At 71.2% G+C, this 24,854-nt stretch carries 20 protein-coding genes; 14 read left to right on the top strand and 6 right to left on the bottom strand.

Annotated features, from left to right (window positions below; translation table 11 throughout):
- Positions 1-251: 251 nt before the first annotated feature.
- The gene (locus AC1DX8_RS14640) at positions 252-998 is read right to left on the bottom strand and encodes a DUF4118 domain-containing protein (RefSeq protein WP_477630660.1); all 747 of its coding nucleotides are present in this window, start codon (positions 996-998) and stop codon (positions 252-254) included.
- Between the two features lie 129 nt (positions 999-1,127).
- On the opposite strand from AC1DX8_RS14640, the gene kdpF reads away from it, so the two are divergent.
- From kdpF to AC1DX8_RS14590, 10 genes are all read left to right on the top strand, one after another.
- Positions 1,128-1,226, top strand: coding sequence for a K(+)-transporting ATPase subunit F (gene kdpF, locus AC1DX8_RS14635; protein ID WP_477630659.1), 99 nt, complete (start codon positions 1,128-1,130; stop codon positions 1,224-1,226).
- A complete protein-coding gene (kdpA, locus tag AC1DX8_RS14630) occupies positions 1,226-2,875 on the top strand; it encodes a potassium-transporting ATPase subunit KdpA (protein ID WP_477630658.1) in 1,650 nt (549 codons plus the stop codon). Before kdpF ends, kdpA begins: the two co-directional genes overlap by 1 nt.
- Positions 2,872-4,896 (top strand): potassium-transporting ATPase subunit KdpB, encoded by a 2,025-nt coding sequence (kdpB, locus tag AC1DX8_RS14625; protein WP_477630657.1) that lies wholly within the window; start codon positions 2,872-2,874, stop codon positions 4,894-4,896. Before kdpA ends, kdpB begins: the two co-directional genes overlap by 4 nt.
- 5 nt (positions 4,897-4,901) lie before the next feature.
- A complete protein-coding gene (kdpC, locus tag AC1DX8_RS14620) occupies positions 4,902-5,465 on the top strand; it encodes a potassium-transporting ATPase subunit KdpC (protein WP_477630656.1) in 564 nt (187 codons plus the stop codon).
- 49 nt (positions 5,466-5,514) lie between these two features.
- Positions 5,515-8,049 (top strand): sensor histidine kinase, encoded by a 2,535-nt coding sequence (locus tag AC1DX8_RS14615; protein WP_477630655.1) that lies wholly within the window; start codon positions 5,515-5,517, stop codon positions 8,047-8,049.
- Positions 8,046-8,735, top strand: a complete 690-nt coding sequence (locus AC1DX8_RS14610) for a response regulator transcription factor (RefSeq protein WP_477630654.1) — start codon at positions 8,046-8,048, stop codon at positions 8,733-8,735. The genes AC1DX8_RS14615 and AC1DX8_RS14610 overlap by 4 nt, the downstream gene beginning before the upstream one ends.
- Positions 8,736-9,035: 300 nt before the next feature.
- A complete protein-coding gene (locus tag AC1DX8_RS14605) occupies positions 9,036-12,944 on the top strand; it encodes a sensor histidine kinase (RefSeq protein ID WP_477630653.1) in 3,909 nt (1,302 codons plus the stop codon).
- The gene (locus AC1DX8_RS14600) at positions 12,931-13,350 is read left to right on the top strand and encodes a roadblock/LC7 domain-containing protein (protein ID WP_255358340.1); all 420 of its coding nucleotides are present in this window, start codon (positions 12,931-12,933) and stop codon (positions 13,348-13,350) included. The genes AC1DX8_RS14605 and AC1DX8_RS14600 overlap by 14 nt, the downstream gene beginning before the upstream one ends.
- Before the next feature lie 85 nt (positions 13,351-13,435).
- Positions 13,436-13,726, top strand: coding sequence for a DUF742 domain-containing protein (locus AC1DX8_RS14595; protein ID WP_477630652.1), 291 nt, complete (start codon positions 13,436-13,438; stop codon positions 13,724-13,726).
- Positions 13,707-14,291 (top strand): GTP-binding protein, encoded by a 585-nt coding sequence (locus tag AC1DX8_RS14590; protein WP_477630651.1) that lies wholly within the window; start codon positions 13,707-13,709, stop codon positions 14,289-14,291. Before AC1DX8_RS14595 ends, AC1DX8_RS14590 begins: the two co-directional genes overlap by 20 nt.
- A gap of 89 nt (positions 14,292-14,380) precedes the next feature.
- Here AC1DX8_RS14590 and AC1DX8_RS14585 read toward each other — a convergent pair whose 3' ends face one another.
- Genes AC1DX8_RS14585 through AC1DX8_RS14575 form a run of 3 tightly spaced genes read right to left on the bottom strand, consistent with a single transcriptional unit; the run spans position 14,381 to position 17,118 of the window.
- Positions 14,381-15,835 carry an LLM class flavin-dependent oxidoreductase gene (locus AC1DX8_RS14585; protein WP_477630672.1) on the bottom strand — a complete coding sequence of 485 codons (1,455 nt, stop codon included), beginning with the start codon at positions 15,833-15,835 and terminating at the stop codon, positions 14,381-14,383.
- 38 nt (positions 15,836-15,873) lie between these two features.
- A complete protein-coding gene (locus AC1DX8_RS14580; RefSeq protein ID WP_477630650.1) occupies positions 15,874-16,266 on the bottom strand; it encodes a VOC family protein in 393 nt (130 codons plus the stop codon).
- A gap of 21 nt (positions 16,267-16,287) precedes the next feature.
- Entirely contained in the window at positions 16,288-17,118 is an 831-nt protein-coding gene (locus tag AC1DX8_RS14575) for an alpha/beta fold hydrolase (RefSeq protein WP_477630649.1), read from the bottom strand.
- A gap of 64 nt (positions 17,119-17,182) precedes the next feature.
- Between AC1DX8_RS14575 and AC1DX8_RS14570 the strand changes: the two genes are divergently transcribed.
- Both AC1DX8_RS14570 and AC1DX8_RS14565 read left to right on the top strand, forming a co-directional pair.
- Positions 17,183-18,502 (top strand): MFS transporter, encoded by a 1,320-nt coding sequence (locus AC1DX8_RS14570; protein WP_477630648.1) that lies wholly within the window; start codon positions 17,183-17,185, stop codon positions 18,500-18,502.
- A 369-nt stretch (positions 18,503-18,871) separates the two neighbouring features.
- Positions 18,872-20,221, top strand: a complete 1,350-nt coding sequence (locus AC1DX8_RS14565; RefSeq protein WP_477630647.1) for a C40 family peptidase — start codon at positions 18,872-18,874, stop codon at positions 20,219-20,221.
- A 24-nt stretch (positions 20,222-20,245) separates the two neighbouring features.
- On the opposite strand, the gene AC1DX8_RS14560 is transcribed toward AC1DX8_RS14565, so the two are convergent.
- Together AC1DX8_RS14560 and AC1DX8_RS14555 are read right to left on the bottom strand one after the other, a co-directional pair.
- Positions 20,246-21,418, bottom strand: a complete 1,173-nt coding sequence (locus AC1DX8_RS14560) for a hypothetical protein (RefSeq protein WP_477630646.1) — start codon at positions 21,416-21,418, stop codon at positions 20,246-20,248.
- Between the two features lie 239 nt (positions 21,419-21,657).
- Positions 21,658-22,215: an inorganic diphosphatase gene (locus tag AC1DX8_RS14555; protein WP_477630645.1), complete on the bottom strand. Its 558-nt coding sequence runs from the start codon at positions 22,213-22,215 to the stop codon at positions 21,658-21,660.
- A gap of 110 nt (positions 22,216-22,325) precedes the next feature.
- Here AC1DX8_RS14555 and AC1DX8_RS14550 point away from each other — a divergent pair, with 110 nt between their 5' ends.
- Entirely contained in the window at positions 22,326-23,765 is a 1,440-nt protein-coding gene (locus AC1DX8_RS14550; protein ID WP_477630644.1) for a D-alanyl-D-alanine carboxypeptidase/D-alanyl-D-alanine-endopeptidase, read from the top strand.
- A 14-nt stretch (positions 23,766-23,779) separates the two neighbouring features.
- The gene (locus AC1DX8_RS14545) at positions 23,780-24,853 is read left to right on the top strand and encodes a zinc-dependent metalloprotease (protein ID WP_477630643.1); all 1,074 of its coding nucleotides are present in this window, start codon (positions 23,780-23,782) and stop codon (positions 24,851-24,853) included.
- The last annotated feature ends 1 nt before the right edge of the window (position 24,854 follow it).

The following is a 24,854-nucleotide window of genomic DNA, read 5'->3' as shown; positions in this document are numbered from 1 at the left end:
AGTCACGCGCTGGGATCCCGGCTGCGGAGGGCACAGGGATTCGTCGCAGCACCCTCGAGACGTGTGGGGGTCACCGAACGTGACGCGTCCAGCCGGACCTCGACGGAGCTGGGTGACACCCGCCGGCGGTGGACGTGGAGGTGCGCCGCCGGCGGGTGCCGGTTACTCGACCGGAGGGTGAGCCGGTCACCCGTTGAGACAGCAGGGGCCCGGATTCGTGACGCGAGGTCGCGGGGGGTCCGAGGCCGTTCTCACGACGGCGACACCGTCGCAGCCACCTGGTCGGCGAGGAGGACAGCGACGCGTCGTCGGTCCACGGTCGGCCGGGCCACGTGCGAGGCGCTGGTCAGCACGAAGTAGCCGCGAGGCGCCCGCTCGCCGTGCACGGGCAGCAGGACGGCCCGGTCGACGGGCAGACCGGACCGGTCGACGTCGAGGGAGGTGCCGCCGTGGGTGACCGACCCGTCCCGCTGGAGGACCGGACCGCCCGGGAGGGTGTGGCCTGCCACGAACTCGCACCGGTCGAGGTCGAGGACCTCTCGGATGCGTGCTGCGACGGCGGTCGTCACCCGCGCGACGTCGACGTCCTGGGCCACGGCCTCGGCCGTCGCCATGACGCCGTCGAGGTAGCCGCGTTGCCGGCCGAGGTCGGCACGCTGGCGTTGCCCCCAGAGCGCCAGCTCGGTGACGGCGATCCCCACGACCAGCAACAGCACTGCCACCTCGACGTCCTCGGCGCTGTCGATCGCGAAGCTCCGGTAGGGCTGGGTGAGGAAGAAGTCGAACCACGTGGCACTGGACGCCGCGGCCACCAGGCCGGCGGCTCGCACCCCGGTGGCGGCTGCCGCCACGATCACCACCACCAGGGCCACTGCTGCGCTGGCGTCCGGCACGCTGTCCGGCACGGCGCCGATCGCCGCACAGAGGACCAGGGGGGCGAACGCCGCGCCGGCGACCACCCAGGGCCTGCGGTGCGTCGTGAGCTGTACGAGCTGCATACCTGCATCACGCCTCGCCCGCGGCGCGCGGTCAAGGCTCTTGACGCGATCTGTATGCGGAGGCGTCAAGATCGCGTCAACGCCCGTCAGGGCGGCATCAACGATCCACGTGGCTGTCGACGGAAGTCGTTGACTGGCAGCGTGATCGAAAACCTCGTCGCCGCACTGCTCGGCCTCGCCCTCCTCGGCTACCTCGTCTACGCGCTGGTCCGCCCGGAGCGGTTCTGATGTCCGACACCCTCAGCGGACTGTTGACCATCGGGCTCGTCGTCGTCCTGGTCGCCGTCTGCTACCACCCCCTCGGTGCGTGGATGGCGAGGGTGTTCACCGACACCCGGCACTGGCGCACCGAGCGGTTGGTCTACCGCCTCGTGCGGGTCGACCCGGACTCCGAACAGGGCTGGCGGGCCTATGCCACCAGCGTGGTGGCCTTCTCCGTGGTCGGGGTGGTGGCGCTCTTCGGGCTCGTCGTCGCACAGACGCACCTCCCCGGCCGGCAGGGGTCCGACGGGATGGGTCTGACGACCGCGGTCAACACCGCGATCTCGTTCGTCACCAACACGAACTGGCAGTCGTATGCCGGTGAGGTAGGGGCCACACCACTCCTCCAGACCGTGGGCCTGACCGTGCAGAACTTCGTGTCTGCGGCGGTCGGGCTGGCCGTCGCGGTTGCGCTCATCCGCGGACTGGCCCGTCAGTCGGGAGCGGTCATCGGCAACTTCTGGGTCGACCTGGTGCGCGGAGTCGTGCGGATCTTGCTACCTGCCTCCGTCGTCGCGGCGGTGCTGTTGCTGATCGGTGGTGTCGTGCAGAACCTCCACGGCCCCATCGTGGTCCACTCCCTGTCGGGGGTGGACCAGGTGGTCCGGGGTGGGCTGGTGGCGTCCCAGGAGGCCATCAAGGAGCTCGGGACGAACGGTGGCGGGTACTTCAACGCCAACTCCGCCCACCCCTTCGAGAACCCGAACCCCCTCACCAACGTCTTCGAGATCTTCCTGATGCTCGTCATCCCGTTCGCCCTCACCCGCACCTATGGCCTCATGGTCCGCGACCGCCGACAGGGTTGGGGGCTCGGGGGGTTCGCGGCGCTGCTGTGGGCCGGTGGGGTCGCCCTGACGACCTGGGCCGAGGTCCACGCGTCCAGTGCGCTGACCGGTGCCATGGAGGGGAAGGAGCAGCGGTTCGGTGTCTGGGGCTCGAGCCTCTTCGCTGCTTCGACGACGGGTACCTCCAGCGGCGCCGTCAACTCGATGCACGAGAGCTTCAGCCCGCTCGGCGGCGGCACCGTGCTGGCGAACATGGTGCTCGGCGAGGTGTCTCCCGGGGGCGTGGGGTCGGGCCTCTACGGCATCGTCATCGTCGCCCTGCTCGCCGTCTTCGTCGCAGGTCTGATGGTGGGCCGCACCCCCGAGTACCTGGGGAAGACGATCGGCCGACGTGAGGTCACCTGCGCCGCGCTTTACGTCCTCGTCATGCCGGTCCTCGTCCTCGTGTTCACCGGCCTCTCGCTGGCCACCGACGGACCCCGGTCCACCATGCTGGCGTCCGGCCCGCACGGGCTGACCGAGGTCCTCTACGCCTACGCGTCAGCCGCGAACAACAACGGCAGTGCCTTCGCCGGCCTGGGGGCCGACACCCCTTGGTACAACCTGACGCTCGCGGTCTGCATGCTCCTCGGACGGTTCGTGCCGATGTTGCTGGTGCTGCGTCTCGCAGGGTTGGTGGCGCAGCAGCGCACCCGACCTGCCACCACGGGCACGATGCCCACCCACACCCCGCTCTTCGTCGGCCTGGTGACCGGCATCGCCCTGGTCGTCGCCGGCCTGACCTTCTTCCCCGCCCTGGCGCTGGGCCCCATCGCGGAGGCACTCTCATGACCCGCTCGCTGCTGCACGTCGTACCCCAGGCGTTCGCCAAGCTGGACCCCCGGCACGTCTACCGCTCCCCGGTCATCTTCGTGGTCTGGGTGGGGTCGGTCCTCACGACCGGCCTGGCCGCCAAGGATCCCAGCGTCTTCAGCTGGTCGGTCGCGGTCTGGCTCTGGCTGACGGTCCTCTTCGCCAACGCGGCTGAGGCGGTCGCAGAAGGCCGTGGCAAGGCGCAGGCAGCCAGTCTGAGGGCCGCGAAGCGCGAGACGGTGGCGCGCCGCCTGCGTCCGGACGGCGCCGAGGAGTCGATACCGGGCAGCGAGCTGACCGTCGGTGACCTGGTCGTCGTCGAGGCCGGGCAGGTCATCCCGGGGGACGGCGAGGTGGTGGACGGCGTAGCCACGGTCGACGAGTCCGCCATCACTGGAGAGTCGGCACCCGTCATCCGCGAGTCGGGTGGCGACCGCAGTGCCGTCACCGGAGGCACCACCGTCTTGTCCGACCGCATCGTCGTGCGGATCACGACCAAGCCGGGCGAGAGCTTCATCGACCGCATGATCGCCCTCGTGGAGGGTGCCCAGCGGCAGAAGACACCCAACGAGATCGCCCTGACGATCCTGCTCACGACCCTGACGATCGTCTTCCTCGTGACCGTCATGGCGATCCAGCCGCTGGCCTCCTACTCCGGCCGCGTCCAGCCGGTCGTCGTGCTCGTCGCCCTCCTGGTGTGCTTGATCCCGACCACGATCGGGGCCCTGCTCTCGGCGATCGGGATCGCCGGCATGGACCGGCTCGTCCAGCGCAACGTCCTGGCCATGTCCGGGCGCGCCGTCGAGGCGGCTGGTGACGTGTCGACGCTCCTGCTCGACAAGACGGGCACGATCACCTTCGGCAACCGCCGCGCCACCGAGCTCGTCTCGCTAAGTGACAGGGGCGCCCACGACCTGCCGGACGCGGCATACCTCTCGTCGCTGGCGGACTCCACGCCCGAGGGGAAGTCGATCGTCGACCTCGCCACCACCGAGTACGCCGTCAACGGCGGACGGTCTGCGCAGGTGCTGGTGCGCGATGGTGCCGCGTTCGTCGAGTTCAGTGCCACGACACGGATGTCGGGGGTGGACCTCCCTGACGGCACCCACATCCGGAAGGGCGCCACCTCGGCCGTCCGCCGCTGGGTGGAGGAGTCGGGCGGCACGGTGCCCGCCCGGGTGCAGGCGCTGGTCGACGACATCGGCAGATCCGGGGGCACCCCTCTGGTGGTCGCCCGGCGGGACGGCTCTGCGCCTGCCCGCGCACTGGGTGTCGTGCACCTCAAGGACGTGGTGAAGCCAGGCATGCGAGAGCGATTCGATGTGTTGCGCGCCATGGGAATTCGCACCGTCATGATCACGGGCGACAACGCCCTCACCGCGGCGTCCATCGCCAGGGAGGCGGGTGTAGACGACTTCCTCGCGGAGGCCACCCCCGAGGACAAGATGCGCCTCATCCGCCAGGAGCAGGAGGGTGGGCGCCTCGTCGCCATGACCGGTGACGGCACCAACGACGCGCCGGCCCTGGCCCAGGCCGATGTCGGCGTCGCGATGAACTCGGGCACCTCGGCGGCGAAGGAGGCCGGCAACATGGTCGACCTCGACTCCGACCCGACCAAGCTCATCGAGGTGGTCGAGATCGGCAAGCAGCTTCTCATCACCCGTGGTGCCCTGACGACCTTCTCGATCGCCAACGACATCGCCAAGTACTTCGCGATCATCCCGGCGATGTTCATCGCCCTCTTCCCCGGTCTGGATGCCCTCAACATCATGCGGCTGTCGTCACCCGAGTCGGCCATGCTCTCGGCGGTCATCTTCAACGCGCTCATCATCCTCGCCTTGATTCCATTGGCGCTCAAGGGAGTTCGCTACAGGCCGTCCAGCGCTGCCCAGCTGCTCCGGCGCAACCTGCTCGTCTACGGGCTCGGCGGCGTCATCGCTCCCTTCATCGGCATCAAGCTCATCGACCTCGGTGTCTCCCTCCTCCCCGGATTGGCCTGACCACCATGTCGTCACTTCGCCAGCTGATGGCATCCCTGCGGATGCTGCTCGTCCTCACCGTCCTCCTGGGCCTGCTCTACCCAGCCGTCGTCTGGGGTGTCGGACAGATCGGGTCCCCCGACCGCGCCAACGGTTCCCTGGTCAGGCGGGAGGGCGTGGTGGTCGGCTCGAGCCTCCTGGGGCAGGACTTCAAGGGGCCCCGGTGGTTCCACGGCCGACCGTCGGCGAGCTCGAATGCCGGTGGTGTCAGTGGTGGTTCGAACCTGGCCGCGACTGCGCGCGACCAGGTCGACGCCGTCCGCGCTCGGCAGGCCGCCTGGCAAGGCGTCGGCGAGGGTTCCGCACCCGCCGATGCCCTGACCGCCTCGGCCAGTGGTCTGGACCCGCACGTGTCCCCGGCCACTGCGCTCGCACAGGTGTCGCGGGTGGCTGCCGCGAACGGGCTGAACGAGAGCGTCGTCCGGCAGCTGGTCGACTCCCACACCCAGGGCCGCTCGCTCGGCTTCCTCGGTGAGCCGCGGGTCAACGTGCTCGAGCTCAACCTCGCGCTCCTGGACGCGGCGAGGTGATGAGCCGCCCCACCCGCGACATCTCCCCGCGAGGGACGACAATCGGCTCATGAGCAGGGGAGTGTTGCGGGTCTACCTCGGCGCCGCACCAGGCGTCGGCAAGACCGTCGCCATGCTCTCCGAGGCTCGGCGCAGGAGCGAGCGCGGCACCGACGTGGTCATCGGGGTCTGCGAGAGCCACGGCCGGGCGGTCACCGCCGGACTCATGGAGGGCATCGAACGCGTCCCCCTCCGAGTGGTGTCCCACCGCGACCGGGCCCTCGAGGAGCTGGACGTGCCAGCAGTCCTCGCCAGGCGCCCTGAGGTCGTGCTCGTCGACGAGCTCGCGCACACGAACGCCCCCGGGAGCCCGCACGCCAAGCGCTGGCAGGACGTCGAGGAGCTGCTCGTCGCGGGCATCGACGTGATCTCCACCGTCAACGTCCAGCACATCGAGTCGCTCAACGACGTCGTCGAAGCCATCACCGGGATCCGCCAGCAGGAGACCGTCCCGGACGAGGTGGTCAGGTCGGCTGACCAGATCGAGCTCGTCGACATGTCGCCGCAGGCGCTGCGGCGACGCCTCGCGCACGGCAACGTGTATGCCGCCGAGCAGGTCGACGCGGCCCTCGCCAACTACTTCCGCGAGGGGAACCTGTCGGCGCTGCGCGAGCTGTCGCTGCTGTGGGTGGCGGACCGTGTGGAGGAAGGGCTCGACCGCTACCGGGCCGACCACCAGATCACCGAGCTGTGGCCGACCCGGGAGCGTGTCGTCGTCGCCCTCACCGGCGGACCGGAGGGGCGCACCCTCCTGCGGCGTGGCGCCCAGATCGCCTCCCGGGCCGGAGGGGAGCTGCTCGCCGTGTACGTCACGCCCCCGGACGGCCTCGTCGACGCGACGCTCGAGGGCCTCGCCGACCTCCGTCAGCTGACCGTCGAGCTGGGGGGCACGTTCCACACGGTCAAGGGCGAGGACGTTGCCTCGGCCCTGCTCGAGTTCGCCCGCGGTGTCTCCGCCCGGCAGGTCGTCATCGGCGCCTCCCGCCGCCGGCGGTGGCAGGAGGTGCTGTCGACCGGGGTCGGACAGCGGGTCGTGGAGGGCTCGGGCGACATCGACGTGCACCTCGTCACGCACGAGCTCACCCGTACCGTCCGCGCGCCCTTGCGGTTCGGCCCGGCCCTGGGTGCGCGGCGCACGGCGATGGGCTGGGCACTCGCGGTGCTCGGCACGGCCGCGCTGGCCGGCATACTCCGTGCGACACCGGGGTGGCACGACCTGCCGCTCGAGGTGCTCCTCTTCCTGCTCGTCACCGTGGTCACCGCGCTCGTGGGAGGTCTCTGGCCGGCGCTGGCCTCGGCCGTGCTGGGCAGCCTGGCCATCAACTGGTTCTTCACGGAGCCGGTGAACACCCTGACGATCAGCGACCCCCAGAACCTCGTGGCACTGCTCGTCTTCGTCGTCGTGGCGGCCGCCGTCTCGTCGGTCGTCCACGTGAGCGAACGCCGGGCCGCCGCAGCCGGATCCGCCCGCCGCGAGGCAGACGCGCTCGCTGCCACGGCTGAGTCGCTCCTCGGTGAGCGCGACCCGCTGCCCGCGCTGCTGCGCCAGGCAGTCGAGTTCTTCGGCGTCGACACGGCTGCGGTGATCGCCCGTGACGACGTGCGCTCACCGTGGACCGTGGTGGCAGCGACGGAGGGCTTCGAGCTGTCGACCGTGGCCACCGCCTCGGTGCGGGCCTCGGTCGACGACACCCGGGTGCTCGTGCTCACCGGTCGCACGCTGTCGGGAGCGGACCGTCGGCTGGTGTCGGCGTTCGCCGCACGCGCCGGGGCGATCCTCCACCGCGACGAGCTCGTCGAGCTGGCCAGGGCGGCGAAGGTGCTCGCCAAGGACAACCGGGCCCGCACCGCGCTCCTCGCGGCGGTCTCGCACGACCTGCGCACGCCGTTGGCGAGCATCAAGGCGGCGGCCTCGAGCCTTCGCCAACCCGACGTGGTGTTCAGCCAGGACGACCGGGCAGACCTGCTCGAGACGATCGAGGAGTCGACCGACCGGCTCACCGGGCTCGTCGCCAACCTGCTCGACATGTCACGGCTGCAGAGTGGCTCGGTGGTGCCCCGGATCGGCGCCGTCGACGTGGAGGGTGCCGTGGCGGTCGCCGCTGCGCCCCTCCCCAACGCCGACCGCGTGCGGATCAGCATGGACGCCGCCCTGCCGCCGGCCGATGCCGACGCCGGTCTGCTCGACCGGGTGCTCGCGAACGTCCTCGAGAACGCCCTCAAGCACTCGGCCGCGGAGGTCGTCGTCCACGCGGCCGCCACCGGCAGCCGGGTGCAGGTCAGGGTCGTCGACCGGGGGAAGGGTGTCCCGGAGGGCGCGAAGGAGACGATCTTCGCGCCATTCCAGAGGTTCGGTGACACCCCTCGCGGCACGGGCGTGGGACTGGGGCTGGCGGTGGCCCGGGGCCTGATGGAGGCGATGGGCGGGTCGATCGTCGCCGAGGACACCCCGGGTGGGGGACTCACGGTCGTCATCGAGCTGCCGCGTCACCAGGGCGCGGAGGGGCTGCCGGTCGAGGTCGACGCTGCGAGGATGAGCCCGTGACCTCGATCCTGGTCGTGGACGACGAACCGCACCTCGTGCGGACGCTCGCGATCAACCTGCGCGCCCGGGACTACACGGTCGAGACGGCCGGTGACGGACGGACCGCCCTGCAGTCCTTCCATGACGCCCCACCCGACCTGGTCGTGCTCGACCTCGGGCTCCCGGACCTCGATGGGGTCGAGGTGCTGCGACGCGTCAGGCAGGTCTCGGACGTGCCGGTCATCGTGCTGTCGGCGCGCACCGACTCCGTCGACAAGGTGGAGGCGCTCGACCTGGGTGCCGATGACTACGTCACCAAGCCGTTTGCGATGGACGAGCTGCTGGCGCGGGTGCGCGTGGCGCTTCGTCGCCGCGACGACGGGCCGGGGTCGACGGTCGCCCCGGTGCGGACGCCGCACTTCACCCTGGACTTCGCCGAGCGGCGAGCCGTGGCGGCTGGGGTCGAGGTGCGCCTCACGCCCACCGAGTGGAGTCTGCTGGAGGTCCTGGCCCGACGGCCGGGGCACCTCGTCTCACAGCGCGAGCTGCTCCGGGAGGTGTGGGGTCCCGGGTACGGCAGGGAGTCGAACTACCTACGGGTGTATGCCAACCAGCTCCGCCGCAAGCTGGAGCCGGACCCCTCGGTCCCGCGGTACGTCGTGACCGAGCCGGGCCAGGGATACCGGCTGGTCGCGCCGACCGGGTGACCCGGAGCAGGCGCCGAGCCCGTCGGCGATGCGGCCACTGGAGCCCGTCACAGGCAACCGAGGTCAAACGCTGTGCCGGCCTCCGCATTTTCGTCGGCGGACCCCTCCTATACCGCCGACCCCGATGCCATGCTGGTTTGGCTCTCCGAGGGGGCCTAGTCCGTTCGGTCAGTTGTGCGCAGGCCAAACGTGCCAACTGGCCTCCGAGGACTATCCAGCCTCTGCGTAAGCACCCGTATGTTTCCGTTCACCCAAGAATGTCTTCAATCAAGCTTCGTGTGTCGTGAGGAAGGTGGCTCCGTGTCCAGACTGCAGTCGGCGGCTGGCCGTGTCCCCCAACGCTGGTCGTTCGGTCACTGGCCCCTGCGCCGGAAGCTTGCAGCCGCGATCGTCCTGCCCGTGCTCCTCGCCTTCGTCTTCGGTGGCCTGCGCGTCAAGAACGACTTCGACTCCTCGCGCCAGCTGTCCCAGGCAGCCGACACCGTTCTGGTCATCCGCCCCGTCGTCAACTACAACCTCGCAGTCCAGCGCCTCGCCGCAGCCGGGAGCGTCGGCGGCGGCGGTGTCATCGCCGCCATCACCAAGTACGAGTCCGCAGCGGCCGACCTCCGTATCGCCCTGAAAGCTGACGGCGTGCCGGACTCGGTGCGGCAGAGCGGCCGCGACGCCCTGGCCCTCGGCCAGGCGGTCCGCACCGCGAAGACCCAGAGCGAGTTCTCCGACATCGTCATCGACAAGTCCGGCAACATCGCCACCCTGATGTCCTCCGCCGTCAGCGACCTCGGCCTGAGCGACGACTCGGCCTCCGCCAAGATCGTCGTCGCCCTCCAGGACGCCATCGCCGCCCAGCGCGCCATGACCGGTGAGCAGCTGAACCTCTCCAACACCGACGACGCCTCCGCCAACCTGCGCGCGATCGGCTCGGTCGGTGCCGAGACGGCGGCCCTCACGCGACTGCGGTCCACCGCGTCGGCGGACCAGGTGGGCACGTCCCGCCAGCTCCTCAACGAGAACGGCCGACGCAACTACACGCTCCAGCAGCAGCCCCCGGACAAGGCCCAGATCGCGGGCCTCGGCACCGTGTTCGAGTCGAGCAACGCCGGCTACAGCAAGCTGATGGACTCGCAGCTCACCTCCCTCGAGGCCAACCTGCGTGACCGCGCCGCCCAGCACCGTGCCGAAGCGATCCTCAACGCCGCCATCGTGGTCATCGCGCTCGCCCTGGCCCTCGGTCTGGTCCTCGCGCTGATGCGCTCCCTCCTCGTCCCCATCCGCGCCGTGCGTCAGGGTGCCCTCGACGTGGCGAACACCCGCCTCCCCGAGGCCGTCGCCGCCATGCGTGACGGTGAGGAGCTGCCCGAGTTCGTGCCGATCCCGGTCCACACGACGGAGGAGATGGGCCAGCTCGCCCGCGCCGTGGACGACCTCCACACCCAGGCCCGCACGCTGGCCGGTGACCAGGCCCGCCTCCGGGTCCAGGTCGGCCACATGTTCGAGACCCTGTCGCGCCGCAGCACCTCCCTCATCGACCAGCAGCTCAGCCTGATCGAGCGACTCGAGAGCGACGAGGAAGACCCGAAGCGCCTGCAGAGCCTCTTCCGCCTCGACCACCTCGCCGCCCGTATGCGCCGGAACAGCGACTCGCTGCTGGTGCTGGCCGGCACGTCCACCCGTCGCGGCATGTCGGGCTCGGTCTCGGTGTCCGACGCCGTCCGTGCAGCCGTGTCCGAGGTCGAGAACTACGAGCGCATCGACATCGGCGACACCTCCAACGACCACGTGCTCGGTGCGGTCGGCTCCGACCTCATCCACCTGGTCGCCGAGATCGTCGACAACGCCCTGTCCTACTCCCCGCCCACCTCTCGTGTGGCGATCCGTGGTGCGCGTACGCCGGAGGGTGGCCTCCTCATCGAGGTCGCCGACCGTGGCCTCGGTATGCCGCCGAAGGACCTCGCGGCGCTCAACGACCAGCTCGCGCACGGCGGGGACATCACCGCCGACACCGCACGTCGGATGGGTCTGTTCGTGGTCGGCAGCCTCGCGAAGCGGCACGGTATCGCCGTCCGCCTGCGCCGCAACGGCGACGACAAGCAGGGCATCACCGTGTCGGTCCACCTGCCGGCCGGCCTCCTGGCCGACAGTGCCAAGGGCGAGCGTCCGGTCCGCCCGGCTGCCGCCGCGGCCGCCGCCCCCGCGGCTGCCGCGCCGGCTCCCACGACCCCGACGTCCGCGGTCGGTGGCACCACCAAGGCAGGCCTGCCGACCCGGGTCCGCGGAGCCAGCGGCGCCACGCCCAGCCCCGTCACCGACGCGGCCAAGAAGCTCCCCACCCGGACGCCCGGCGCGCACGGCCCGACGGCCGCGAACGCCATCCAGGCGCCGGCCAAGCCCGTCATCGAGGGGTCGGGGGCAGCCGAGGAGAAGGCAGCCACCAACGGCCACTCCGAGACCCCGCCGGTCAACGGCACGTCGGCCAAGGTCGACGAGGTCGGCACGGTCGACGCGCCGGTCAACGGCTCGACCCCCGTCGACGCGCCGGTCGAGGAGCAGGGCGGGGCCGCCGAGGTCGAGGACGCGAAGGCGGCCACCCCGGCAGCCGCCAAGGCCGAGGAGAAGGTCGACGCCAAGGCTGACGAGAAGGTCGACGCCACGACGGACGAGAAGTCCGACGCCACGACGGACGCGAAGTCCGACGCCACGACGGACGCGAAGTCCGACGCCCCGCAGGCCGAGGCGACCGAGCCCCAGCGTTCCGCCGCGGGCCTCCCCGTCCGCAAGCCGCGGGCCACCGGCATCACCGAGTACCGGGAGTTCGAGGACGCCCCCTCCACCGAGCAGGCGGACACGAGCTCCGACAAGGCCGCCGCGAGGTCGGACGCCCCCGCAGCCAAGGGTCGGCTGAGCTGGCTCCCGGGTCGGGCCAAGGCGGCGGCCGAGGCTGCCCGCCTCGAAGCCGAGGCCCAGGCCAGCGAGCCCCGTCAGATGCCGTCCAACCTGTCGGCCTGGCTGGACCACCGCGCCAAGCTCGTCGAGGCCTCCAAGGCGCGCGAGCTCGGTGAGGCTGCCCCGGCTGCCGAGCCCGCGGCGACCGAGCCCACTGTGTCCACCGAGAACACCGACGCTGGCGCCGAGATCCACGTGCCCGCGGAGTGGGTGGCCGAGGCCCAGGTCGACACCGCCGGGGCGAAGGTCGCCGAGGCCCCCACCGAGCAGGCCGAGGTCGCCGACGCTCCGGAGGCCACGGTCGCCGAGGCCGAGGTCGCCGCACCGGTCGACAGCACCCAGGTCCTCGAGGCTCCCGCTACCGCCGAGGCCGGTTCGCTCCCGACCCGCGTCCCCGGTGCCACGGCCTCCGCGAGCGCCGGTCTCCAGGAAGCCGAGGCCCCGAGCTCGCGCCCGCGGGTGCGTGCCCACAACACGTCGTTCTTCGGCGCTCGTCGGGCTCGCGACGTGGCGGCGGCCGAGGTGGCCGAGGCGGCTCCGGTCGTCGAGGAGCCTGTCGCAGAGGCGCCCGTCGCGGAGGTCGTCGAGCCCGCCCAGGCGGCCGAGCAGACCACGGAGGCGCCCGCCGCCGAGGTCGCCGAGCAGCCGGCCGAGGAAACCACCGAGGTCCTCCCCGTCGAGTCCGAGCACGTCGAGCCCGAGCACGTCGAGACCGAGCACGTCGAGMCCGAGCACGTCGAGSCSGAGCACGTCGAGCCCGAGCACGTCGAGCCCGAGCACGTCGAGCCCGAGCTGGCCGAGTCGGAGCACGTCGAGCCCGAGCACGTCGAGCCGGTCGTTGCCGAGGCCGAGGCCGACGTCGTCACGGAAGCCGAGCCGGCGGAAGCGCCGAGCGGCAACCTCAACGACACCCCCATCTTCCGGGCGATGATGTCCCGCTGGCTGACCGACGACTCCGGACCGACGCAAGCAGCGACGTCATGGTCCACCAACGAGGCTGACCAGGCGTGGTCCGCCGCCGCACGGATCGAGGAGACCCAACCCCTGGAAGAGTCCGCAGCCGGTCTCCCGAAGCGTCGTCCGGGGAACTTCCTGATCCCCGGTGCGATCGACGAGGCCGACGAGAAGCCCGCTGCCCCCGCAGCATCGCGACGTGATCCCGAAGCGATCCGCCGCAACCTCAACCGCCACAAGAACGGTGTGAGCTCCGCTCGCACCGAGGCACAAGATGGAACACACCGAGAGGAAGCCGATGTTCACCACTGACGCCATGGCCCAGCCCAAGGGCGAGTACGACTGGCTCGTGGCCAAGTTCGCGACCGAGACCCCTGGCGTGTCACACGCCATCCTGGTCTCGGCCGACGGGCTTCCCATGGCCGCCAGCGAGCAGCTCCCCGTGGACCGGGCCGAGCAGATGGCAGCCGTGGCCTCGGGCATGGCCAGCCTCGCCTCTGGTGCGGCTCGCCTGTTCCAGGGTGGCACGGTCCTGCAGTCCGTCATCGAGATGGAGCTGGGTTACCTGCTCCTCATGAGTGTCGGAGACGGCTCGCACCTGGCAGCACTCACCAGCACCGACTCTGACATCGGTCAGGTCGGCTACGAGATGGCGGTTCTGGTTGACCGCGTCGGCAAGATGATCGACGCGTCGGCCCGGACCCCGATGACGGGCTAGTCCCATGGCGCCAGACGGACGCGACGTGTCGGCAGGCCCCCGCCTGGTCCGACCGTACGCGTTGACGTCAGGACGGACCGAGTCCGTGGTCGACCTCCCCATCGAGGCCACGTTCGAGGTGTTGCCGTCCGGCCGCTCCGCGACTTGGCCCGAAGGCGACCTCTCGGGCCGGATCATCGAGCTGTGCGCGGCCACCGAGTCGGTGGCCGAGGTCTCGGCAAAGCTGCACATCCCACTCGGCGTCGCCCGCGTGCTCCTCGGTGACCTGGTCACCGCGGGTCACCTGAAGACGCGCACCACCATCTCCGAAAACACGACATCCGACGAACGACGTGAACTGATTGAAAGGACACTCAGTGGACTACGCGCCCTCTAACCGCAACAGCGCCTCGACGAAGATTGTCGTGGCCGGCGGCTTCGGCGTCGGCAAGACCACCTTCGTTGGTGCCGTCTCCGAGATCGACCCCCTGCGCACCGAGGCACTCGTCACCAACGAGTCCGAGGGCCAGGACGACATCTCCAAGGTGCAGCAGAAGCACACCACCACGGTGGCGATGGACTTCGGCCGCATCACCTTGGCCGAGAACCTCGTTCTCTACCTGTTCGGCACCCCTGGCCAGCGTCGCTTCTGGTTCATGTGGGACGACCTGGTCAAGGGTGCCATCGGAGCCGTCGTGCTCGTCGACGTCCGCCGTCTCGACGACAGCTTCGCGGCTGTCGACTACTTCGAGGCCAAGGGCCTGCCGTTCATCGTCGCGCTCAACCAGTTCGACGGATCGCAGGAGTTCGGTCCCGACGACATCCGTGAGGCGCTGGCCATCCCGTCCCACATCCCCGTCATCGAGGTCGATGCCCGCGACCGCGAGTCCGCCAAGCAGGCGCTCGTGCGGATCACGGAGTTCGCCCTCACCCAGCTCACCGGGATCAAGGCCTCGGCCTGACCCGCCCATCCCGGCTCACGACGGAGCCCGGCCACCCACACGGCGGCCGGGCTCCGTCGTGTCCGGCACGGTCCACCACGGGTCGGTGCTCAGCCGCGGTCGATCACCGGGGCGAGCCGCGCCACGTCGTCAGGTCCCTCGAGGTCGGGTAGCCCCACGAAGACCGTGCTGACCCCGAACTCCTGGGCGAGCCGGCGGTAGCGAGCGCGGTGCGTCTGCGCCTCCCCGGCGTGGTGTCGCTTGGCAAACGGTGCGGCTGCCGTGCGTCCACGCAACCGCTCGACACGTCGCCACGTGTCGTCGCGGTCGGCGCCGACCACCGGGAGGTCGAGCACGGTCACCGCCACCTCCGACGGATCGCGACCGAGGTCGGCACAGTGTGCCCGCAGCACGGCCAGCTTCCGGGCGAGCACCTCCTCGTCGCTGGGCAGGTTGCACGCATCCGCGTGCGCGGCCGCGATGCGAAGCGTGCGACGCTCGCCGGAGCCGCCCACGACCACCTGTGGTCGCCCGACCGGCCGAGGGTATGCCGTGGTCTCCGGCAGGGAGACGCGCGTGCCGGCATACGCCTTGGTGCCCTTGTCCCACAGCGCACGGAGGGTCTCGATGCAGGCCTCCAGCTGGTCCAGGCGCTCGCCGGCGGGCGGGAAGGGGAGTCCGAAGGCCTGGTGCTCCCGCTCCCACCACCCGGCTCCGAGTCCCACGAAGGCTCGTCCACCCGAGAGGACATCAAGCGTGGCAACGGTTTTCGCGATGATCCCGGGCGCACGGAAGGTGACCGGCGACACCAGGGTCCCGAGCCGCAGGTCGGTGTCGAGGCCGGCGAGCAGGCCCAGCGTCACCCACGGCTCGGGGATCGGCTCCCACGCCCGGTCCACCTGGGGGATCTGGATCAGGTGGTCCATCAGCGCGATGCCGGCGAACCCGTGGTGGTCGGCGGCGAGGGCGATCGAGCGCAGCCAGCCGGCCGGGTCGGAACCCCAGGGAAACCTCGACACCTGGAGCACGACCTCCGGGCCGGCCTGCCTCGAGCGGGCCGGTGGCTCCTGCTCACCAGGGTGCGACGTGGGTGCCGGTCGCGGGGGCGTCCTCGACGGCGCCTGGGGAGCCTCGTGCACGACCGTGCGGACCTCGTCCCAGCCTTCGGCGGCGACGGCCTCGCGTGCCCGGGAGAATGCGGCGAGCTGCTGGCCCAGCACTCGCGCTGGGACCGGACGGTCACGGCTGGCGTTGCGGGCTCGGCACACGGTCTCAGGGGCGTCGAACAACACTGCGACGCAACGCAGTCCGACTGCCCTGCCCTGCTCTCGGAGCCGGTCGCGGAGGTCTGGGTCGAGTCCTAGGGTGTCGACCACGACGGTGAGGCCCCGACGGGCTCGCCCAGCGACGATCTGGTGGAGGAGCGCGAAGGCGTCCGCAGAGGCGTCGAGGTCCGCCTCACCGCTGCCGACCACCGCCCTCAGGGCGTCGGAGGACACGATCTCCTGCTGGCGGTAGTGCCGCGCGGCCCAGGTGGACTTCCCCGAGCCGCTGGGCCCGACCAGGACGACCAGCGCGTGGTCGGGGAGGGGGGCCGAGGTGGTCAGCCCTCTGCCCTCGGGGCGTGGCTGACCAGCCCGACGAGGTTGTCCTCGCTGTCGCGGATGAACGCCATCCACTCGTCCTGCCCGTGCGGGCCGAGGGTGTCGTCGGTGTGGCTGAAGATGATGTGGGGCTCTGCCTCGATGACGACCCCGTCGGACCGGAGCTCCTCCACCCGCGTGGGGACGTCGTCCACCTTGAGGTAGAGCAGGGCGGAGGTGGCGCCCTCCTCGAGCAGGAGGCGGGTGCCTTCACCGAGGGCGAAGAACAGCAGCCCGGGTGGGTCGAACCGCGCCAGGGGTGCCGTGCCGAGCAGCCGCTCGTAGAAGGCCGCCGCGCGGTCGAGGTCCTGCGCGTACTGCGCCACCTGGGCCAGGCCAGTGCCACCGCTCATCGCCCACCTCCTGACGCGAATCTACTGCGGCAGGGTGCGTCGCCGCTCGAGGACCGCGGCTGCGACCTTCTCTGGGTGGGTCTCGGGGATCCAGTGGCCGGCGTCGAGCTCGGTGAACGTGTAGTCGGCGGCCACGTGGTCGCGGGTCCGTGTCGCGGCGGCTCGTCCCAGCGCGGAGTCGTGCCGACCCCAGACGTAGGACGTGGGGGTGGAGATGCGATGGGCAGTTGAGGGACCAGAAGCGTTGCGCTGCAAGGGAATCGCGCGATACCAAGCCAGGCTGGCAGTCGCCGCGCCGGGCTCCCGGAAGCGGGCGGCATACCTCTGCGCGTGCTGCTCCGGCAGCCCCGAGCGGCGAAGGGCCTGCGCGAGCCGGCGCCGGAGCACCAGCTCGGGCACGACCGGGAGCTGGAAGGCGGCCATGTACCAGCTGCGGCGGGCCTGGTCGCCGTGGCGCATCGCCCAGGCGATGGCGCGGTGGTGCGGCGTCGACACGACCGTGAGGCTGCGCAGGCGCTCGGGGTGGCGCTCGGCGAGGGCCCACGCGACCGAGCCTCCCCAGTCGTGGCCCACCAGGTGCACCCGAGGGGCGCCGAGCTCGTCGAGGAGGGCGAGGACGTCAGCGACCAGCTCGTCCATGCGGTAGGCGCCCCGGCCGGTGGGCCGCGCCCTGGGGGAGTAGCCGCGCTGGTCGAAGGCGACCACGCGCAGGCCTGCGTCGACGAGCAGGGGAGTCACCTGCGACCAGGTGTGGCGGTCCTGTGGCCAGCCGTGGAGGAGCACGGCGATCTCCTCGCCGTCGCCGCTGTCGCTGACGTCGAAGACCAGGCCGTCCCGGGTGAACTCCTCCACCCCGTGAACCTACCCGCCCGGCACCCCCGGACCACGCCGACCGCGTGGTGCGGGACAATGGGGCGTGACCAGACCCGCCCCCCAGTTCCCCCTCGGCGGGCGGCGGGCATGGATCGTGTATGCCGCGTCGGTCTCGATCTACGTCCTCGCGGTCTTCCACCGCAGCTCGCTCGGCGTCGCCGGGCTGCTGGCCAGCGAGCGGTTCGACATCGCGGCCACCCAGCTGTCGGTCTTCACGATGGTGCAGCTGCTCGTCTACGCAGCGATGCAGATCCCGGTCGGGGCGCTGCTCGACCGCTTCGGCTCCAAGCGCCTGCTGCTGACTGGCGTCACCCTGATGACGGTGGCCCAGCTGGGTTTCGCGTATGCCGACTCGTTCGCCATCGGGATCGTCGCGCGCGTCTTCGTGGGCATCGGTGACGCCATGATCTTCATCCCCCTGCTGAGGATCGTCGCCCTGTGGTTCCCACCCCTGCGGATCCCCATGGTGTCCCAGCTGACCGGGCTGCTGGGCCAGGTGGGGGCGCTGGTCGCGGCCACCCCACTGGTCTACGCCTTGCACACCTGGGGCTGGACGCCGTCCTACCGCACAGCCGCGTTGTTCGGCGTCGTCCTGGGGGCGATCGTCATGGTCGTCGTGCGCGACTCGCCGAACCCCGACCACGAGCTCGACCAGATCAAGGTCCGCGCCCTCGCGCGCAGCGTGCGTGCCGCCTGGCGCACGCCGGGCACGAGGCTGGGCCTCTGGTCGCACTTCTCGGCCCAGTTCGGCGCCACGGTGTTCGCGCTGCTCTGGGGGTATCCGTTTCTCGTTGCGGGACAAGGGCTCTCGCCTTCGACGGCCGGCACCCTCCTCATGCTGATGACCGTGACGACCGTGGTGACCAGCCCGCTCATCGGAGGGTTCGTCACCAAGTACCCGTTCTCGCGCTCGACCCTCATCCTCGTGATCGTCTTCGCGATCATGACCGTCTGGGGAGTCGTGCTGCTGTGGCCCGGACGGGCGCCCCTGCCCTTGCTGGTGCTGCTGGTCGTCATCACGGCGGTGGGCGGCCCGGGGTCGCTGGTCGGCTTCGACCTGGCCCGCACCTTCAACCCGCCCACCCGCCTCGGGAGCGCCACCGGCATCGTCAACGTCGGTGGCTTCCTCGCGTCGCTGTCCACCGTGACGCTGATCGGCATCATCCTCGACCGGGTCGCTCCGGGCGGTCCGAGCACCTACGACGTGGACACCTTCCGGGCCGCCATGTCGGTCCAGTACCTCGTCTGGGGCGCTGGAGTCGTGCAGATCCTGCGCTATCGCCGCAAGACCCGCCGAGCCCTGCGGGAGAGCGATCCCGACGCCTACGAGGCGCTGCGTGCCGGGGAGTCGATCACTCCCTGACCGCCGTCCTTCTCGTCGGTTGCCTGACGGTGGGGGAAATCGCGTGGTTTGGGACCGGATCGCTGGTCTGGCGGAGGGCTGCCGATTTGCCCGTTCAGGGGCTCCCACCTGCGAAAACGCCGATTTCGTTATCGATTCGAGACCATTTCTGGACACCTGATCGAAGCAGGGGGATCACCTGCTGAAAGACATTCGTGTAACTCCGCGAATGACAGGCCTGTCATTTCCCGGAAGGGGCTGTAAGGCGTGGGATTTGTGTGACGAGAGTGTTGTGAGTGAAAGGCCGGCTCTAGTCTCGTCCGGCTGTCACTGTTCACCCCGGTCGGCCCCCTTCCAGAGCCCCGGACCACGACTCGAGAGGCATTCCCCGTGCCGAAGGCCCACCCCGCTCGCCGCGTCCTGCGCACCGGCGCGACGCTGTCGATGGTTGGCGTCCTCGCGGTGTCGATGGCCCTGACCGCCACGGCCGACCCGGTGTACCCCTCGAAGGCCCAGGTCGCCCGGGCCAAGACCGCGGTCACCACGACGAGCGGCAAGATCGCCAGCCTCGACGCGCAGTACGTGGCTGCGAGCGCGCGCCTGGCCCAGGTACAGGACGCCGCCGGCGCCGCTGCCGAGGCGTACAACGGAGCGCGCTACGAGCTCGACCGCCGCTCGGCCGAGACGGCCGCGGCCAAGAAGCGCGCCGCCCAGGCGCAGCAGGTCGCCGACGCCGCGGGACTCCAGGTGCGCCGCTACGCCGCCAGCGTCTACCAGCAGGGCGGCAACCTCGGTGAGCTCGAGGCCTACCTGTCGAGCACCGGTCCGCAGGACCTGATGGACCGGGCCACCGCGCTCGAGGCGGTCAGCGACGCGCGGGCCCAGAGCCTCCAGCGGGCGGGCGCCGCGTCGATCGTCGCCGACACCATGCGTCAGCAGGCCGCCCAGGCCGAGGCCGCCCAGGTCAAGGCCGCCCAGGCCGCGGAGGCCGCCCGCAACGCCGCCCAGGCTCAGGCCGACCAGGCGCAGGCCGCAGCCGCCGAGATCCAGCAGCAGCAGACCTCCCTCACCGCCCAGCTCGCCACCTTGCGCAAGACCTCGGTCGCGCTCGAGCGGCAGCGACAGGACGGACTGGCCGCGGCCGCAGCGGCTCGGGCCGCAGCCGCCGAGGCCGCCCGCCAGGCCCAGCTCGCCGCCGAGCGCGCGAAGGCTGCTCGCACCGCGGCTGCCAAGCGTGAGGCCAGGGCTGCCGCTGCCCGGGCCGCCGCCGAGGCCGCGCGCCAGAGGGCTGCTGCCCAGGCCGCGGAAGCAGCTGCCGCGCAGAACAACCCCCGCCCGAGGCCGCAACCGGAGAACCCCCCGCCCCCGCCGCCGTCGACCAACGGAGGCGTCTCCGCCGTCATCGCCTACGCTCGCGCGCAGGTCGGCAAGCCCTACCAGTGGGGCGGCGCCGGCCCGGACAGCTTCGACTGCTCCGGACTGACCATGCGCGCCTGGCAGCGGGCCGGCGTCAACCTGTCGCACTACACCGGCGCCCAGTGGGACGAGACCGCCCGCGTGGCGATCAGCGACCTGCGACCCGGCGACCTCGTCTTCTACGGCAGCTCGGGTCCCACCAGCCACCACGTCGGTCTCTACATCGGCGACGGCCAGATGATCGAGGCTCCCTACACGGGCGCCGACGTCCGCTACGCCTCGATCTACCGCTCGGACCTCGTGTCGTACGGCGGCCGCCCGTAGTCCGCGCCACCGTGTGGTCGGCGCTCAGGCAGCGGCGACCGTCGTGTCCGTGACGAGGACGCCGCCGGTCCGGGCTGCCTTCGGCTTGCCGGTCCAGTTGCCTCCCATGCCGATGAGCGTCGAGACGTGGACCTCCCCGCCTGACACGGCGACGACGGGGACCTCCTCGGTCGTGGCCGTGGCGCGGTTGACCCACGTGTTGGTGAGCAGGCACACGCCCCCCTGCACCATGACCAGCGCCGTGTCCCGCTGGTCGGTGTAGTCGGTGGGGCGCGCCATCCCGAAGTTCAGCCGGGTGTTGGTGAACGAGACCCCACCGCCCTTGACGACGATGAGGGCACCCATGGCCGGGTCGCCCGCGTTCTCGCCCTCCACCACGCAGTCGGAGAAGGCGAGGCCGCCCTGTTGCGACGGCGTCCCCTCGACGAGGATCCCGCGCGACCCGCCTCGTGCGGTCAGGTAGAGGTTCTTGACGCTGGTCTTCATGACGTTGGAGAACCGCATGAGGTAGCGCCCGCCGTTGGCGCCGACCCATCCGTAGTTCATGGACGACGGGCAGAACCAGTTGTCGGAGCCCCGCAACGAGAACTGCGTGTCCTGGACGCCGACGACGGTCCAGTCGCCCGCCCACGTGTTGAGGGTGGCCGCGAACGGGTCGGCCGGAGTGCCGAGGACGTGCTTGAAGCCGTAGAAGGTGAGCGAGTCGAGACGGGTCGCGTAGGACGTCCCCGCGCTGTAGGGGTGGTGGTAGAACTGCGTGACCCCGTTGGAGGACTTGAAGCAGATCCCCGCCACCGTCACGTCATAGGTCGTCGCGGTGCCCACCAGCCAGGAGCTGGCTCCGTTGCCACAGTTCAGCGTGACGGTGCACTGCGGGAGGGCGCCGCTCGTGCCGCTGATCTCCGGGTTCTGCCACCCGAGGTTGGGCCCGAGGATCCGCAGGCCGCTGAACGTCGTGCGGGTCGCGCTGAACGTGTGGCTCCGTGCCGCGAGGCGGATCGGCCGACGCGGGCTCGAGCCGCGGGCCGCATCGAGGGCCGCGGTGAGCTTCTGGTCGTCGGTCCCGGGGTAGGAGTCGAGGAGGATCTCGTCGCCGATCGTGGCGGCCTGCGCCGATGAGGACCCTGCGACCGCGACTCCGGTCGTGAGGAGGGCGCCTGCGCCCAGCCGCTTCAGGACTGCCCTGCGAGTGGACATGTCGTCTCCTTCGGCCCGCGAGGGGCGCTGCTGGTGATGGTGTGCCGTAGGGCACCGGGGGAACATCACCGAGAAGACGGACGGGTCAGGCAGGGCGTTACGCGTGCGGGCGTCTTGTGCCGCAGCGGGATTCGCGTGGGTGACCACGCGGCATACCCTGGGACGCACCGAGCCCCCACGACGACGCGAGGTCGCCCCGGGGGCTCGGTATGCAGCCTGCGCGCCGCAGCGCGCAGGTGTCAGTCAGTGGGGGGCTTGGCCTCCGACATCGGCTCCGCGGTGACGTCGGGCATGCGCCAGCGGGCCGTCGTCATGCCGGCGTCCTTCGCGCGCTGGATCGCCTCGCGCACCACGCGCTCGGACTCCTCGCGCCCCGCCCAGTGGGCTCCTTCGACGGACTTGCCGGGCTCGAGGTCCTTGTAGGTCTCGAAGAAGTGCTGGATCTCGAGTCGGTCGAAGCTGCTGACCTGCTCGAGCTCGGTGATGTGGGCCTGGCGGGGGTCGCCGGCGGGGACGCAGAGGATCTTGTCGTCGCCGCCCGCCTCGTCGCGCATGTGGAACATCCCGATCGGGCGGACCCGCACCAGGCAGCCCGGGAAGGTCGGCTCCTCCAGCAACACCAGCGCGTCGAGCGGGTCGCTGTCCTCGCCGAGGCTGTCCTCGACGTAGCCGTAGTCAGCGGGGTAGCGGGTCGAGGTGAACAGCAGGCGGTCCAACYGGATGCGGCCGGTCTCGTGGTCCACCTCGTACTTGTTGCGATGCCCCTTGGGGATCTCGATGGTGACGTCGAACTCCACGACGATGTCCCTTCCGTAGTGCGCCTACCTGAGACGTGGTGCGCGTGCCTATGACCTAGGCTCGCCGCTAAGTGTTCCGTATGACGCAAGTCCAGCGCTGAGGGGGTCGAGTGCGTCGATTCCTGACCGCCCTGCTGGTCGCCCTGCTCCTCGTGGTCGCCTACGGCACCCTCGACGTGTTCGACGTCGTGCCGGGCATCCTCACCCGGGACCAGCCGCAGGCGGCACCGACCACGCCCACCCCGACCGGCACGGTGACCCCCACCAGCGTGTCGGTCCCGACGGTCGACACCGCCGCGCAGCCCCTCCAGCCGGCCTCGGCCAGTGCTCCCATCCCCGACCCCGCGGCCCTGGCCAAGGTGCTCGCCACGGCGGTGGCCGACCCGGCGCTGCGTCCCGGTCCCGGAGTGGTGGTCCGCGACGCGTTCACCGGCCAGACCCTGTTCAGCAGGGCGGCCGACACCCCGCGCGTCCCCGCCTCGACCGCCAAGCTGCTCACGGCCCTCGCGGTGGGGACGACCCTCGACCCGCTCTCGACGCTGCCCACCAGGGTGGTCCAGGGAGCCCTGCCCACCGAGGTGGTCCTGGTCGCCGGCGGCGACACCATGCTCGCCCCCGGCAGGGGCTCGCCGACCGCCGTCGAGGGACGAGCGGGACTCGGCGACCTGGCCGCGCAGGTGGGCGCCGTCCTGCAGGCGGCCGGCACGACGAAGGTCGCCCTGCGGCTCGACACCACCTATGCCAAGGGGCCGCGCTGGGCGCCGGGATGGAGCCAGGCCGACATCAACGCCGGTTTCACCGGCGGCGTCTCGATGCTCGGTCTCGCCGGCCAGCGTGCCATTCCCTACCACCCGGCACCCCGCAACCCGGAAGCCGTCACCGGGGCGGCGTTCGTCGCCGCGCTCGCCAAGGTCGGCATCACCGCGACCCTGACCCGCGAGAGCACCTGGTCCACGCCGGTGCCCGCGAACGCCACCGAGCTGGGGCGGGTCGAGTCGGCTCCGGTCGGTGACCTCCTCGCCCTCGCCCTCGACGAGAGCGACAACGCCCTCACCGAAGGCCTCGCACGGCAGGCCACCGTGAAGGAGGGCGGCGCGGCCACCTTCGCGGCGGCCGTCGCCTTCGTCGTCAAGGCCGTCGAGGCCCAGGGGGTGGACCTCACCGGCGTCACGCTCAAGGACACCAGCGGGCTCACCGCCGGTCAGGCGATCCCTCCCCAGGTGCTGTCCGACGTGCTCCAGCTCGGGGCGGACGGCTCGGTCCCGACGCTGCAGGACACCCTCTCGAAGCTGCCGGTCGCCGGGCTGACGGGCACGCTGGCCGAGCGCTTCCAGGCGAAGAACACCCATGCCGTCGCTGGGCTGGCGCGGGCGAAGACCGGCACCCTCACCGGGACCAGTGCGATGGCCGGGACGGTGATCGACGCCGATGGACGGGTGCTGTCCTACGTCGTGCAGGCCGACCGGCTTCCCGGGGGGGTCGGAACCCTCAACGCCCGGGCCGCGTTGGACCGCTTCGTGGCGGTGCTCGCGACCTGCGGGTGTCCCTGACCTACCGTGAGGGGATGACCGTGTCCGACGCCTCAGCACCGCACGTCACCCGCTATGTCGACTGGCAGTTCGCCAAGGCCACCGGTGCCCGCCTCGTCCCGGCTGGGCCGAAGGTGACCGGAGCGGAGGCCGCTGAGGTCGTCGCCTCGGTGCGCGCCGCGGCCGCGGCCGCCCAGCAGCCGGTCGCGGAGACGGCTCGTCTGCACGCCCCCGGCGACGCCCCGAAACCGGTGGTCGTCGACCGCGGCACCTGGATCTCGCTCAACGCCGACTCGATGTCCGCCCTGATGGACCCGGTGTTCGGCAAGCTCGTGGACGGGCAGAAGTCCGCGCCGCACCCGACCGTGCAGGCCATCGGTGGCAAGGTCACCGGCGGAGAGGCGGGCGCGCTGCTGGCCTTCATGTCGAGCAAGGTGCTCGGCCAGTACGACCTCGCCCCGGGCGGCACCCCCCAGCTGATGCTCGTCGCGCCCAACCTCGTGCAGGTCGAGCGCGAGCTGCGGGTCGACCCGGCCGACTTCCGCCTGTGGGTGTGCATGCACGAGGAGACCCACCGGGTGCAGTTCACCGCGGTCCCGTGGCTGCGCGACCACATGATCGAGCGCGTGCGCACGCTGGCGACCGACCTGGTGCCCGACCCCGAGTCGCTGCAGGAGACCCTGTCCCGGCTCGGCAACCAGCTGCCCGAGGCCCTCAAGGCCGGTGGTGCGGGCCTCACCGACCTGATCGCCACGCCCGAGCAGCGTGCCCAGCTCGCCGAGGTCACCGCAGTGATGTCGCTGCTGGAGGGGCACGCCGACGTCGTCATGGACGAGGTCGGGCCCCAGGTGATCCCCTCGGTCGCGCAGATCCGCAGCCGGTTCAACGAGCGTCGCAAGGGCGTCGGGGCGTTCGACCGGGTGCTGCGCCGGTTGCTCGGCCTCGAGGCCAAGATGCGGCAGTACCGGGACGGGGCCGTCTTCGTGCGCTCGGTGGTCGACCAGGTCGGCTTCGACGGCTTCAACCGCGTCTGGGAGTCGCCGGAGACGCTCCCCAAGCCTGCCGAGATCGAGACGCCCTCGGCATGGGTCGCCCGCGTCCACGCCTGAC

It is taken from the genome of Pedococcus sp. P2_A3, assembly GCF_056405035.1.
Note: the sequence above shows the minus strand (reverse complement) of the source record. Positions and strands in the feature narration are given on the sequence as shown.